General features: G+C 58.7%; 14 protein-coding genes and 1 other RNA gene. 5 read left to right on the top strand and 10 right to left on the bottom strand.

What is annotated here, in order from left to right; translation table 11 throughout:
- The first annotated feature begins 11 nt into the window (after window positions 1-11).
- A complete protein-coding gene (locus LG327_RS01870; protein ID WP_404365162.1) occupies window positions 12-1,061 on the top strand; it encodes a DUF2333 family protein in 1,050 nt (349 codons plus the stop codon).
- Between the two features lie 70 nt (window positions 1,062-1,131).
- On the opposite strand, the gene ppa is transcribed toward LG327_RS01870, so the two are convergent.
- From ppa to rpiA, 3 genes are all read right to left on the bottom strand, one after another.
- Window positions 1,132-1,659 (bottom strand): inorganic diphosphatase, encoded by a 528-nt coding sequence (gene ppa, locus LG327_RS01865; RefSeq protein ID WP_404365160.1) that lies wholly within the window; start codon window positions 1,657-1,659, stop codon window positions 1,132-1,134.
- A gap of 334 nt (window positions 1,660-1,993) precedes the next feature.
- Entirely contained in the window at window positions 1,994-3,133 is a 1,140-nt protein-coding gene (locus LG327_RS01860) for an acyl-CoA dehydrogenase family protein (protein ID WP_404365158.1), read from the bottom strand.
- A 76-nt stretch (window positions 3,134-3,209) separates the two neighbouring features.
- The gene (gene rpiA / locus LG327_RS01855; RefSeq protein ID WP_404365156.1) at window positions 3,210-3,890 is read right to left on the bottom strand and encodes a ribose-5-phosphate isomerase RpiA; all 681 of its coding nucleotides are present in this window, start codon (window positions 3,888-3,890) and stop codon (window positions 3,210-3,212) included.
- Between the two features lie 164 nt (window positions 3,891-4,054).
- Between rpiA and ilvA the strand changes: the two genes are divergently transcribed.
- On the top strand, window positions 4,055-5,602 hold the full coding sequence (gene ilvA / locus LG327_RS01850) for a threonine ammonia-lyase, biosynthetic (RefSeq protein WP_404365154.1): 1,548 nt from the start codon (window positions 4,055-4,057) through the stop codon (window positions 5,600-5,602).
- 295 nt (window positions 5,603-5,897) lie between these two features.
- On the opposite strand, the gene LG327_RS01845 is transcribed toward ilvA, so the two are convergent.
- The 6 genes from LG327_RS01845 to LG327_RS01820 all read right to left on the bottom strand — a co-directional run bounded on the left by LG327_RS01845 (window position 5,898) and on the right by LG327_RS01820 (window position 9,344).
- Entirely contained in the window at window positions 5,898-6,533 is a 636-nt protein-coding gene (locus tag LG327_RS01845; protein WP_404365153.1) for a 5-formyltetrahydrofolate cyclo-ligase, read from the bottom strand.
- 7 nt (window positions 6,534-6,540) lie between these two features.
- Window positions 6,541-6,719, bottom strand: a non-coding RNA gene (ssrS, locus tag LG327_RS01840) — 6S RNA.
- A gap of 62 nt (window positions 6,720-6,781) precedes the next feature.
- On the bottom strand, window positions 6,782-7,075 hold the full coding sequence (locus tag LG327_RS01835; protein ID WP_404365152.1) for a cell division protein ZapA: 294 nt from the start codon (window positions 7,073-7,075) through the stop codon (window positions 6,782-6,784).
- Entirely contained in the window at window positions 7,075-7,281 is a 207-nt protein-coding gene (locus LG327_RS01830; protein WP_404365151.1) for a TIGR02449 family protein, read from the bottom strand. Before LG327_RS01830 ends, LG327_RS01835 begins: the two co-directional genes overlap by 1 nt.
- Before the next feature lie 93 nt (window positions 7,282-7,374).
- On the bottom strand, window positions 7,375-8,646 hold the full coding sequence (locus LG327_RS01825) for an ABC transporter permease (RefSeq protein ID WP_404365149.1): 1,272 nt from the start codon (window positions 8,644-8,646) through the stop codon (window positions 7,375-7,377).
- Window positions 8,643-9,344 (bottom strand): ABC transporter ATP-binding protein, encoded by a 702-nt coding sequence (locus tag LG327_RS01820; RefSeq protein ID WP_404365147.1) that lies wholly within the window; start codon window positions 9,342-9,344, stop codon window positions 8,643-8,645. Before LG327_RS01820 ends, LG327_RS01825 begins: the two co-directional genes overlap by 4 nt.
- A gap of 60 nt (window positions 9,345-9,404) precedes the next feature.
- On the opposite strand from LG327_RS01820, the gene LG327_RS01815 reads away from it, so the two are divergent.
- On the top strand, window positions 9,405-9,917 hold the full coding sequence (locus LG327_RS01815; RefSeq protein WP_404365144.1) for a DUF3299 domain-containing protein: 513 nt from the start codon (window positions 9,405-9,407) through the stop codon (window positions 9,915-9,917).
- Between the two features lie 5 nt (window positions 9,918-9,922).
- Here the strand turns inward: LG327_RS01815 and LG327_RS01810 are convergent, their stop codons facing one another.
- Window positions 9,923-10,528, bottom strand: coding sequence for a DUF2796 domain-containing protein (locus LG327_RS01810; RefSeq protein ID WP_404365142.1), 606 nt, complete (start codon window positions 10,526-10,528; stop codon window positions 9,923-9,925).
- Window positions 10,529-10,689: 161 nt separating this feature from the next.
- On the opposite strand from LG327_RS01810, the gene LG327_RS01805 reads away from it, so the two are divergent.
- Together LG327_RS01805 and pepP are read left to right on the top strand one after the other, a co-directional pair.
- Window positions 10,690-11,289 carry a UPF0149 family protein gene (locus tag LG327_RS01805; RefSeq protein WP_404365140.1) on the top strand — a complete coding sequence of 200 codons (600 nt, stop codon included), beginning with the start codon at window positions 10,690-10,692 and terminating at the stop codon, window positions 11,287-11,289.
- Window positions 11,290-11,351: 62 nt separating this feature from the next.
- Window positions 11,352-12,671, top strand: a complete 1,320-nt coding sequence (gene pepP, locus LG327_RS01800; protein ID WP_404365139.1) for a Xaa-Pro aminopeptidase — start codon at window positions 11,352-11,354, stop codon at window positions 12,669-12,671.
- Window positions 12,672-12,673: the final 2 nt, after the last annotated feature.

The following is a 12,673-nucleotide window of genomic DNA, read 5'->3' as shown; positions in this document are numbered from 1 at the left end:
ATATGCTGAGTATGTTGAGCCGAGTTAAAAGTTACTTCCGTGATCGTGGCGACGACGTCGCGGATTATACCGGCGGTGGCCGGATTGCCAAACTGGCTGTTTTTCTGATTCTGGCCTACCTGTTGGTGGCTCTGGTGGTAGGCTTCTTCTGGAGCGATGAGCCGGAAGTATTTTCGGTCCGGGATCATACCCGGCAGGTGGCTCAGGAGATGGATCGTGAGCCCGTCACCGGCTTTGCCACCACCAGCACTTTGATACAGGTTGCTGAAACTCTGCTCGAAAAGCGCGGCGGCTACCTCTCCAACGATCTTTTTCCGCCGGGAGTCTGGCTCGATAACATCCCCAGCTGGGAGTTCGGGGTTCTGGTTCAGGTCCGTGATATGTCCCGGGCAATGCGCAAGGACATCAGCCGCTCCCAGAGCCAGTCGTCAGAAGACCAGGATCTGGTCATCGCCGAACCCCAGTTCCATTTTGACAGCGATAGCTGGGCCATTCCCTCCACCGAATCCGAGTACCGCCGCGGCATCGAGGCTCTCAAGCGCTACCGGGAGCGCCTGTCCCGTCCCGATCAGCCAGAGGCCCAGTTTTTTGCCAGGGCGGACAACCTGAATAACTGGCTGGCGGATCTGGAAACCCGCCTGGGAAGCCTGTCCCGCGCACTGGGGGAAAGTGTTGGCAAACCCTCGCTCAGCGATGCCATTGCTCGCACGGATCCGGACCAGCCTTTGACAGAGAACATCGGCCAGGCTGACGTCCAGACGCCCTGGACCCAGATAGACAACGTCTTCTACGAAGCCCGGGGTTCTGCCTGGGCTCTGCTGCATCTGTTCCGCGCCATCGAAGTGGATTTCCGCAAGGTTCTGAATGACAAGAACGCTCTGGCGAGCGTCCATCAGGTGATCATTGAGCTTGAGGGCACCCAGGGCGAAATGTGGAGCCCGATGGTGCTGAACGGCAGTGGCTACGGAGTACTGGCCAATCACTCCCTGACCATGGCTGCCTATATCTCCCGGGCCAATTCTGCCATCAGTGACCTCAGGGAACTGCTGTCACGGGGCTAAGAGCGTTCATCCGCTCACAAAAAAACCGGACAGGATGCCTGTCCGGTTTTTTTTATGGCTGGCCTGATAATTAGCCCCGGTAGTTGGCTACCGAGTCTTCGATAGCCTTGCGGGCGGCTGCGGCGTTGTCCCAGCCCTGTACCTTGACCCACTTGCCAGCTTCGAGAGTTTTGTAATTCTCGAAGAAATGCTGGATCTGGTCCCGCAGCAGCTGGGGCAGGTCGTTGATGTCCTTGACGTCCTGGTAGGCTTTGGTCAGCTTGTCATGGGGCACGGCAACCAGCTTGGCGTCGCCGCCGGCTTCATCTTCCATGTTGAGAACGCCCACGGGACGGCAGCGGATCACGCAGCCTGCCTGCACGGGGTAGGGGGTGACTACCAGCACGTCCAGCGGGTCGCCGTCATCAGCCAGGGTGTGGGGGATGAAGCCGTAGTTGGCCGGGTAGAACATGGGGGTGGCCATGAACCGGTCGACCAGAAGTGCGCCCATGTCTTTGTCGATTTCGTACTTGACCGGGGAGCTGTTGGCCGGGATTTCGATGGCGACGTAGATGTCTTCCGGCGGGTTTTTGCCAGCGGGGATGTGGTCAAAGTTCATAGAAGGTTCCTTTCTGCGGTCCGATGTAACTGCGGTTAAAAAGTGGGCGCAATTATACGGGGTTCCTTTGTTAATCGAAACTAATGCCTTTTGGTTGATGGGTGAGGGTCTCAGGCTTTGAGGTTGGCACCGATGGTGGAGGCCTTTCCCGGACACGCCTGCAAGTACCCCTCCGGGGTCCGGCCCGCAATCGCAGATTGCGGTCGCTCGGCTGCGCATGAAGCGTTGCTTCATAAACGCTTGCCTCACCCATGTAAGGCTCGGTCGTGGCCATCCCTGGCCACTCACGGTCCGGGAAAGGCCTCCACCATCGATGCTTCGGAGCTGGGCAATCTCAGAGACCCATCTGCTTTCCTATCAACTCTTTCATGATTTCGGTAGTTCCACCCCCAATGGAGAGAATCTTGCCATCCCGGTAAAGTCGCTCCACCACCGATTCACGCATGTATCCCATGCCGCCATGGATCTGCACCGCCTCACGGGTGACCGACTCACAGGCCTCCGTGGCAAAATTCTTCGCCATGGCCACCTGTTTGATGGGGTTCTTTCCGGCCTGCATCAGGGCCGCTGCCCGGTAAGTGTACTCCCGGGCAATGTCCACCTGGGTCGCCATCTCCACCAGCTTGTGGCGGGTCACCTGGAAGCCCCCGATGGGCCGACCGAAGGCCTTGCGCTCTTTGGCGTAGGCCAGTGAGGCCTCCAGTGCCATCTCTGCTGTCATGTAGCCCATGATCGCCAGCATCAGGCGTTCCTGCAGAAAATTGCTCATGATCGCAATGAAGCCTGCATTCTCGGCACCAATCAGACGGCTGGCGGGAACCCGGCAGTCCTCAAAGAACAGCTCGGCGGTGTCGCTGGCCCACCAGCCCATTTTCCGGAGGTTTTTGCCACGGGCAAATCCGGGCGTGTCACGGTCGATCAGCAGAAGGCTGATGCCCCCGTGGCCCTCCCCGCCGGTGCGCACGGCTACCGTGTAGTGGTCTGCGCGGTGGCCGCTGGTAATGAAAGTCTTGCTGCCATTGACCACGTAATGGTCACCGTCACGCACAGCCCGGGTTTCCAGGCCGGCTACATCAGAACCACCACCCGGCTCGGTTATCGCGAGGGCGGAAATCTTCTCGCCCCGGAGTACAGATGGCACGATTTCATCGCGGATTTCGGAGCGGGCCCATTTGGCGACCGGCGGCAATCCGATGTCCAGGGACCCCAGACTGGCGACCAGCCCGCCGGACGTGGAGCGCATCAGTTCTTCGCTGACGGCCACCTTGAGGAAAACATCACCCTCGCCTGTTCCCCCAAGGTTCTCCGGGAAGCCGATCCCCAGAAGCCCATCTCCGCCGGCCTGGCGGTAAAGATCCCGGGGGAATTCACCCGCCTCCTCCCAGTCCGCGATGAAAGGCAGGATATGGGTGGACACGAACCGGCGTGCGGTGAGCCGGGCCTGCTGGTGAGTTTCATTAAAGTAGTCGGACACGGAGACGCCCTCTGCCAGGTTAACGAGGACGTCAGTGTCGCCGAATTTCAGAAACCAAGCAAGCGCTTGGTATAGCCTAGATGCCTTTGCGGGGAATGCTTTCAACTCCCTGGCTGGTGCCAAGCAGCAGAAGATCGGCCGGCCGCCGCGCGAAGAGGCCGTTGGTTACGATACCCACTACCTGGTTCAGTCTTTCCTCCATCTGGATAGGCCGGGACAGATCCATGTTGTGGATATCAATAATAATGTTGCCGTTGTCGGTTTTGACTCCATCACGATAGACCGGGTCACCGCCAAGCCTGACAATTTCGCGGCCCACGTGGCTGCGTGCCATGGGAATGACTTCAACGGGCAGCGGAAATCCGCCCAGAAGGTCAACGCGCTTGGTCTCGTCAGCAATGCAGATGAAGGTTTTTGCCACGGCGGCAACGATCTTTTCCCGGGTCAGGGCAGCACCGCCCCCCTTGATCATTTCAAGGCTGCCGTTAACCTCGTCTGCGCCGTCGATGTAGAACTCGAGGTCGGCGACGCTGTTGAGATCGTAAACCGGAATCCTGTGCTTCTTCAGACGCTCCGCTGTCGCGTCGGAGCTCGCCACGCAGCCATCGAAATCCATGCGGATGTCTGCCAGCAGATCAATGAAAAAATTGGCGGTGCTGCCGGTGCCCACACCAATCACACTTTTGCTGCCAAGGCGTGGCGCAATGTAGTCCAGCGCGGCCTTTGCCACGGCTTTTTTCAGTTCGTCCTGGGTCATTTGAAGCTCCGGTGTGGGAAAACAGGCAGAAAATTCGCAATCCGTAACTATTATACGCCCCGCCGCCAGCGGGTTATAGACGAAGGCTCTGCAAACTTTCTACACTGTGCGTTTGCCTCCGGGCCGCAGAACTCCATTTTTGACGTCAACTGGAATAAAACGCCATGCCGCAACGCTACATCAAGAAAATTCTGGATGCCCGGGTCTACGATGTGGCCATCGAAACCCCGCTGACCGAGGCCCGCAGTCTTTCAAAGCGCTTCGGCAACAATATTTTCCTCAAGCGGGAAGACCTTCAGCCGGTGTTTTCCTTCAAGATCCGTGGTGCCTATAACCGGATCGTGCAACTGTCGGAAGAACAGAAGGCAAAAGGAGTCATCTGTGCCTCGGCGGGCAATCACGCTCAGGGCGTGGCATTGGCGGCGAAAAAACTGGGCATCAAGGCCGTCATTGTGATGCCCCAGACCACGCCGGAAATCAAGGTCCGATCGGTGAAAGATCATGGGGCGAGAGTTGTGCTCAGAGGAGACGCCTTTGACGAGGCCGCCGCCCATGCCCGGGAGCTGATCGCGAAACACGGCTACACCTACATTCCCCCCTACGATGATCCGGACGTGATTGCCGGTCAGGGCACGGTGGCCATGGAACTCATGTGGCAGTTCACCAGGCCGCTGCATGCGGTGTTCATCTGCGTAGGCGGCGGCGGGCTGATTGCTGGCATGGCCGCCTATATCAAGTATCTCCGCCCGGAGGTGAAGATCATTGGCGTCGAGCCTGATGATTCAAACTGCCTTCAGGCTGCGCTGGCGGCAGGGGAGCGGGTGACCCTGGACGAGGTGGGCATCTTTGCGGACGGCGTCGCAGTCAAGCAGATCGGCGAGCATCCCTGGGAAATCTGCAAGGACCATGTGGACGAAGTTATTACTGTTTCCACCGATGAGATCTGTGCAGCCATCAAGGATATTTTTGAAGACACCCGCTCAATAGCTGAGCCGGCTGGTGCTCTGGGGGTGGCAGGGGTCAAGAAATACATTGAGCGCGAAGGCATTGAGGGAGAAAACCTCGCGGTCACCCTGAGCGGTGCCAACATGAATTTCGACCGTTTGCGGTACATTTCCGAGCGCACGGAAATTGGGGAAAAGCGTGAAGCCATCCTGGCGGTCACCATTCCAGAGCGGCCGGGGGCCTTCAAGGCATTCATAAATGCCCTTCACAAACGCAGTATCACGGAATTTAATTACAGGTACTCCGATACCGAGGAAGCCCGGATCTTTGTGGGGATCCAGATTCAGCACGGCGGGCTGGGTCGGGATGAGCTGGTGCAGGAGCTGCGGGAAACCGGCTACGGCGTGGTTGACCTGACCGATAGCGATCTTGCCAAGCAGCACATCCGCCACATGGTTGGCGGCCACGCGCCCACGGTAAGTAACGAGCAGGTTTACCAGTTCCAGTTCCCGGAACGTCCCGGCGCCCTGATGAAGTTCCTGATGTCGCTGGGCACTCGGTGGAACATCTCCATGTTCCATTACCGGAACCATGGGTCGGCCTATAGCCGGGTGCTCATGGGGGTTCAGGTAGATGATGGAGATATCGACGCCTTTGAGTCGATGTTGAAGAAGATCGGTTTCACCTATGACAATGTGACCGACAATGAAGCCTATCGTCTGTTTCTGGGCAGGGGCAATGGCGCGGGAGATATTAAGAAAGATTAACCTGTCAAAAATTGTAAAATACGGAATGCCTGTTAGGCTTTCACCTGATTCTTGGAACTTACACTAGTAGTCTGATTTCACGCAGATTTGCCTGTCTGTGGGAAAGGGGAACGTATTATGGAACGCAAGCCTGACATGCTCCGGGCAGCCCTATTCATTTTTGCCGCTGGCCTTGTCATTAGTGGCATCACTTCAATTCAGGCTTCCGAAGACAGGTCTGCGTCTCTGCCAGCCGAGTTGCAGGCCCCTCTCGTACGCTCAATGAGCGACTGAAGGTTTTCCGGGGCGCCAGCTTTCAGGGGCTGGCCTCGTACCGGCCCTGGTCGGTCACAATTCCCTGCAGGGGAATGTCCCAGGGCTGAACCGGTAGCAGATTCATACGCTGAATATCGTGAGCCAGCCCGATCAGCCGTGGTGAAAGCGATGGCGTACGGCGCACAAACTCGAAAGTCCTGTCATAGAAACCTCCTCCCATTCCGAGACGGCCACCATGCCGGTCAAATCCCACCAGAGGCATGAGCACCGCATCCAGGGCCCAGGGCGGACGTTTCAGTCCCTCGCGAAAGGCAGGCTCTGGAATGCCGAAACGGTTCGGGTAAAGTCTCGTTCCCGGTTCCCAGGGGCTGAATACCAGTTGTCCCCGATGGACCGGATGCAGAACCGGCAGATAGAACTTTATGCCACGCCTGCGCGCTGCCTCCATGTAAGGCCGGGGGTCGATCTCTCCGTCATTGGGCAGATAGGTTGCGACATGCCGGGCGCGGTAAAGCATCGGATGTCCCAGAAGCTGCCGTGTAAGCCGTGTGGCGGCCTGTTTCTGCTGCTGGGGGGAGAGCGAGCGCCGTTTCTGGCGCAGGAGCTTTCTGAGTTCGGTGCGGGACGGCCTGTCAGGGCCGGTCTGAAATGAATCAGGAGAGGGGGTGTAGGTCACTGAAAAAAAGCTTCCCGGACTGCCGTTATCGGATGTAGCCCTTGAACCCACGGTTCAAGGTGGTGGCCGCTGTGACATATCAGGCTTTCCCCTGAAGGGGACATGCTCACAATGCCCTGAAGTGGCCACCTGATGGTTAAGCATCGGCTCGAGGACGTATCCGACCAGCGAACAGTCCAGGAAGACAAGTCATTATACGTGAATGACCCGGGCAGAATGCAAATCGGTTTTCGCTTCTGTTGCCCTATTCAGTCACCGGTTTCGCCCAGAACCTCATCAAGCCTGGTGTCCATTGATTCCAGCAGGCGGGTGGCGCCTTCAGACATGGTGCTCTGTTCAAGCATCTCATGGGTGATGTTCAGCGCCGCCATTACGGCGATGCGCTCGGTGCCAAAAACTTTGCCGGTGGCGCGTATCTCCCGCATCTTCGCATCCAGGTGACGGGCCGATTCACGAAGGGCATCCCGTGCATCCGGGGGGCAGGAGACCAGGTATTCCTTGTCGAGAATATTGACTTCGACAGTTGTCGGCTGTTGTGACATCAGTGTTGCTCCAGGGCTCGGAGGCGCCCGATCATGGCTTCAATCTTGTGCTTGGCAAGGTCGTTTTTCTGTATCAACTGCGCCCGCTCCCGGTTCCAGTCATCCTGCATCTCACGCATGGCCGCGTTTTCCTGCTCCAGCTTGCGACAATGTTCGATAAGGCGATCCAGTTTGTCCGCCAGGGCTTGCAGTTCGGGCTGTTGCATGGTGTATCCAACATCTTGGCAATGGAATGTGAGTAACTATAAGTGCGGTGTCAGGGTCGGTCAATTTAACCCCCTGTCACCCGGCATCACGGCCTACTGAAATCCGCCTGGAAAGGGCTGCCGCCGCATCCCCAGCCAGGCCCGCCAGGCAGGTATGAGACCCACCAGCAATCCCGCCGCCGGCACACAGGCGAGAATCAGCCATTCTGTGCGGTCAAGTGGCCTGAGGTTGACCTGGAGTCCGTGATTCTCCAGCAGCCATGGGCCGGCCGCCATGATCAGCAGCGCTCCGAGGCCAACGGCCAGTATGCATGCAACCACGGAAAGCAGGAGGCACTCAAGAACATAAAGCAGCCCGATCAGTCTCGGGGAGGCTCCAACCGCCCTGAGAATGCTGATTTCCTGCCTCCGCTGCGCCTGCAGGGCGAGCAGCACCGCCACAAGGCCGATCAGGCTGGTCACCACGACAAATGCGGTAATACCGAGCAGGGTACGCTCGAATTGCCCCAGGACCCGCCAGAGTTCGTTCAGGGCCACCCCAGGCAGAATGGCCGTCAGCGGTTCAGAAGAGAATTCATTGATCTGGCGCTGAACCTGGAAGGTTAACACCTTGCGATCCATGCCCACCAGCGCGGCTGTAACAGAGGAGGGGGTCAAATCCCGCGCCAGAGCCTGCTCTTTCGAGGGAGTGCGGCCCGGAATAGCCACGCCCGACTCCCAGCCAATATGGATGGCTTCAAGCCCCTGCAGGCTCACATAGACTGCCCTGTCCACCGGGGTTCCTGTTGGCTTCAGAATGCCGGAAACGGTGAATGGGTGAGCGTCGTGATTCATGAAGCTGATCCGCCCGGTGCCGTGGGACAGCACCACCTCGCCACCGACTCTGTGATCAAAGCGCCGTGCCACTTCAGAACCCATCACCACATCAAAGACACCGTCAAACCAGTGTCCGGACGCAAATGCCAGGGGGCTGTCGTCACCGTAGCGGAAATGTTCCGGAAAACTGCTGTCGGTACCCACCACCCGGAAGCCCCGGTAACTGTCTCCCAGCGAGATGGGAACTATCCATCCGATCCGGTTGTCTTCCTTCAGACTCTGAAACGTTTGCCAGCGAATGTTGTTGGTGGCATCCCCAATGTGGAAAACCGTATACAGAAGCAGATTGAGCTGGCCGCTGCGTGCTCCCACGATCAGGTCAGTGCCGCTGATGGTGTTGGTGAAGGACTGGCGCACTTCGGTTCGGGCATACTGGACCCCCAGCAGAAGGGTGATGCTGAGGGTCAGGGTCAGAGTCACGAGTCCCAGCACACCGCGCCGGTGCCACAGGCTGGCCAGGGCAAGGGACAGGGCCAGACGCAGATTCATGGTGGTGCCTCCAGGTTAACGGCCCGGTCAAAACGGTGGGCAAGCCCCGAGTCATGGCTGACCAGAACCACCGATGTGCCTCTCAGGCTTGCCTGCGCCAGCAGAAGCGCCATGAACCGGTCGCGATTTCCGGTGTCCAGTGCGGAGGTGGGTTCATCGGCAAGAATTACTGCTGGCGCGCCAATCAGTGCCCGTGCCGCAGCCACCCGTTGCTGCTGTCCAACACTCAGCGCAGACACTGGGCGGTGCCAGTCTTCAGCGCCTATGTCGAGAGCCTGAAGCAGGGCTTGGGCCTGTTCCCGGGGGGAGGGGCAGGCATGGGAATGACGTCGGGCCGAAAGCCTGCAGGGCAGGGTCACATTGGCTGTGGTGTCCAGGTAGGGCACCAGATTGAACTGCTGGAAAATGACCCCAAGATGATCGGCGCGAAAACGGTCCCGGCGGGCGCCTGACAGCCGGCAGAAGTCGGTGCCCATCACCAGCAGCTGGCCCGAAGCTGGCAGGGCCAGACCACAGAGCATGGCGAGCAGGGTGCTTTTTCCACTGCCGCTGGGGCCTCTGAGGAACAGGTGTTCGCCCGCTGCCAGAGTCAGATCCGGATAGCGGAGCATGTTCGGGCTTCCCGGCCACTGGAAGCTCAGCTCACGGCTTTTGATGGCAGGAACCGGTGCTGTATCCAGACCTTCTGCTGATGTCATGTTAGAGGATCCCGTCTCCATGTATGATGCGAGCGATATTATGAGTGAGGTGTATTCGAAATGCTGAAAACGACAAAGCTGGTCGTCCGTGCAGTCCTGGTGGTGTTGACGTTTGCCGGTGGCCAGGCCGTGGCGGAAACCGGATGGCGTACTCTGGACTGGCTCGAGCTGATGCCTGCAGAGGACCTCAAGCTGCTTGAGAGTATGCCAGAAATTGCCCATGAGGGAGACGGTCCGGTGACTCTGCCGGACGAGATCATGACGGGTCGGGTAGTCCCCGAAATGGACAATACCCCTGCCCGTATTCCGGGTTTTATAGTGCCCCTCAAAACCGTGGGCAGCAGCCAGCGGATTGTCGAGTTTTTCCTCGTGCCCTACTACGGCGCCTGCATTCACGTGCCGCCACCACCGCCCAACCAGATTATTCACGTGACCTACCCCGAGGGCATCGAACTGGAAGTGCTTTATGAGCCTTTCTGGGTCGAGGGTGAGCTCAAAATCAGCCGCACCGAGCATGACATAGGCACCTCATCCTATGCACTGGTGGCGGAGGATGTGGTGCCCTACGAGTAATCGCCTTACTGGCTGATTCTGAAATCCGTATCGCCTGGCTCCAGCCTGGCGCTGCCCTGGCTGACAGAGCTGACCCATTCAAGCCTGAGGGCTTCAATGGCCGGGAAGTGATCCATCAGCGGCGCGGTCAGGGTCCGGCTATCGGCCAGACCATCGCAGTGCAGGGTCTGGATGACGGAAAATTCGCTGTGGGTTTCGCTCTGGTGGTCGTCATGATGGCCATGGTGTTTGTTTTCTGCTTCGTCATCATGCTCTTTGTGCCCTGCGTGATGATCGTGCGCATCCCCTTTTCCGAATGAGTCCGTAATACTGGCTTCCCTCACCCGGCATGACGGCGTCTCCGTGTCCACCAGCGGCCTGGACTCAAGCCACTCTCGCGCATCCCTGACCGCCTGGCGCTGTCTGTCGTTTTTCGGCTCATGCTCGAAGCCGATCAGGTTGTAGGCCGGAGACTGAAACATAAGATCCAGAGTGTGTCCTTCTATGGCCACCTGCATCCCTGCCTCCCCATGGCTGTGAGCTGCCGGGTTGTCGGCTGCCAGGGCTGGGAAGCTGTAAAGGGTGACTGCCAGGAGCAGGTAGCTGGAACAGAGGGCGGTTATGTGTTTCATCTGGAATCTCGAAGGCAGTTTTACGAATTGATATGTTATAACATAATTCAATGGCTGGTGGTCAACTCCCGGATAGCAGCGCGTCGGCCCCGGTGTGTTTGGTCCACGCCAATGTTAGGATATCCGCACACCAGCTACATCTGAGAGGTAAGCATCGCCCCATGACCGACACGGACTCCACCCCCGCCGACAAGTTTGAGCGCTGGGCCAACCTTTACAGTACCCACAAGGCATTCAGCCATCCCTCGGAACTGCATGGCAGCCTTTGTGGCCGTTTGGCGGCCGGCGCACGTATGAATTCGGAGGAGTGGTTGCAGGTGGTCTGCGAGCACCTGGGATTGCCGGCAAGCGCAGCGGAGGAGTCACCTGAGCTGGCGGAGTTCATGTCGGCTGCGTATGACGAGGCGCTGGCGGCCCTGAAAGCGTCGGATATGAGCTTTCAGCCTCTTCTTCCCGACGATGACTACAGCCTCGATCAACGCGTACAGGCCCTGTCCGCGTGGGTGCGGGGCTTCCTGGAAGGCATGGCCTCGGGAGCCGGGGCTTCCCTCGGCGAGGCCCCGCCGGAAATCCGTGAGCTGATTGAAGACATGGTTGCCATCAGCCAGGTCAGTGACAGCGAGGAAGACAGCGAGGACGGCGAATACCAGCTCAACGAAATCACGGAATACGTGCGCCTTGGGGCTCTCGCGGTGTTTACCGAGTTTAACCCGCCCGAGACAGCATCAACGGGTGCCAGTCCGTCAACTACCCTGCACTGACCCGGCAAACGGGCGCGCCGAAACGTTTCAGAGCAGCCAAAACAGATCAGGATGGAGTGACCATGAGCCAGCTAATCCCCGTCAAGGAGTTTGCCGAGAGGCGTCGCAAGCTGATGGAGCGGATGGCCCCGGATAGCATTGCGATCGTGCCCTCAGCACCGGAAAAGGTACGCAACCGGGATGTGCATCATCAATTCCGGCAGGACAGTGATTTCCAGTATCTCACCGGCTTTGGCGAACCGGATTCCGTGCTGGTGTTGATTCCCGGCCGGGAGCATGGCGAGTCCGTGCTTTTCTGCAAGGAGCGCAATCCTGATAAAGAGCTCTGGGACGGATTTCTGGTCGGCCCCGAAGGCGCCATCGAGCGATTTGGCCTCGACGATGCCTTTCCGGTCGGTGATATCGACGACATTCTGCCGGGTATGATTGAAGGGCGCAGCCGGGTTTACTATCCCCTTGGCCGGGATCCGGCTTTCGACACCCAGGTGATGGACTGGGTCAAGGTGCTGCGCTCCAAGGTGCGCTCCGGCGCCAGGCCACCGGGGGAGTTTGTTGCTCTTGAACATATGCTGCACGATCTCCGGCTATACAAGAGTGCCAGCGAGATCAAGGTAATGGCGAAGGCCGGAGAGATCAGTGCCGAGGCGCATATCCGTGCCATGAAACGGGCCGAGCCTGGAGCCTATGAATACCAGCTGGAAGCCGAGCTGATCCATACGTTCATGAGCAGGGGAGCCAGAACCACGGCCTATCCTTCCATCGTGGGGGGCGGGGCCAACGGCTGTATTCTGCACTACATAGAGAACAGCTCGGTGCTCAGAGAGGGCGACCTGGTGCTGATCGACGCCGGCTGTGAGCTGGAATGCTACGCCTCCGACATTACCCGTACCTTTCCGGTCAGTGGCCGGTTCAGCGAAGCGCAGCGCCAGCTTTATGAAGTGGTTCTGGCGGCCCAGTACGCTGCGATTGATGCGGTCCGTCCCGGCAATCATTGGAACCATTCCCACGAGGCAGCATTGAAGGTGCTGACCCAGGGCCTGATCGATCTTGGCCTGATCGAACTTTCCCTCGACGAAGCCCTTGAGCAGCAGGCCTATCGGCCCTTCTTCATGCACCGCACCGGCCACTGGCTGGGCATGGACGTGCACGACGTGGGAGATTACAAGGTAGGCGACGCCTGGCGCGAGCTGGAGCCGGGGATGGTGCTCACTGTGGAACCCGGGCTGTATATCGCGCCGGACAATTTCAGCGTTGATGAAAAGTGGCGCGGCATAGGCATCCGTATTGAAGATGATGTCGTGGTAACCCGTGAGGGCTGCCGCGTACTGTCAGAGGGGGTCCCCAAGACCATCCCGGAAATTGAATCCCTGATGGCGGGCTGAGC

It is taken from the genome of Marinobacter sp. (assembly GCF_044799475.1).
Taxonomy (GTDB): domain Bacteria; phylum Pseudomonadota; class Gammaproteobacteria; order Pseudomonadales; family Oleiphilaceae; genus Marinobacter.
This window is presented reverse-complemented; position numbering and strand designations above follow the sequence as displayed.

Bases quoted from the DNA above. Each gene is read 5' to 3' on its own strand.
- LG327_RS01820 (WP_404365147.1), bottom strand. From the start codon at position 9,344: ATGACATCAGCAGAAGGTCTGGATACAGCACCGGTTCCTGCCATCAAA.
- LG327_RS01870 (WP_404365162.1), top strand. From the start codon at position 12: ATGTTGAGCCGAGTTAAAAGTTACTTCCGTGATCGTGGCGACGACGTC.
- LG327_RS01825 (WP_404365149.1), bottom strand. From the start codon at position 8,646: ATGAATCTGCGTCTGGCCCTGTCCCTTGCCCTGGCCAGCCTGTGGCAC.
- ppa (WP_404365160.1), bottom strand. From the start codon at position 1,659: ATGAACTTTGACCACATCCCCGCTGGCAAAAACCCGCCGGAAGACATC.
- LG327_RS01830 (WP_404365151.1), bottom strand. From the start codon at position 7,281: ATGCAACAGCCCGAACTGCAAGCCCTGGCGGACAAACTGGATCGCCTT.
- ilvA (WP_404365154.1), top strand. From the start codon at position 4,055: ATGCCGCAACGCTACATCAAGAAAATTCTGGATGCCCGGGTCTACGAT.
- LG327_RS01805 (WP_404365140.1), top strand. From the start codon at position 10,690: ATGACCGACACGGACTCCACCCCCGCCGACAAGTTTGAGCGCTGGGCC.
- LG327_RS01810 (WP_404365142.1), bottom strand. From the start codon at position 10,528: ATGAAACACATAACCGCCCTCTGTTCCAGCTACCTGCTCCTGGCAGTC.
- LG327_RS01815 (WP_404365144.1), top strand. From the start codon at position 9,405: ATGCTGAAAACGACAAAGCTGGTCGTCCGTGCAGTCCTGGTGGTGTTG.
- pepP (WP_404365139.1), top strand. From the start codon at position 11,352: ATGAGCCAGCTAATCCCCGTCAAGGAGTTTGCCGAGAGGCGTCGCAAG.
- rpiA (WP_404365156.1), bottom strand. From the start codon at position 3,890: ATGACCCAGGACGAACTGAAAAAAGCCGTGGCAAAGGCCGCGCTGGAC.
- LG327_RS01835 (WP_404365152.1), bottom strand. From the start codon at position 7,075: ATGTCACAACAGCCGACAACTGTCGAAGTCAATATTCTCGACAAGGAA.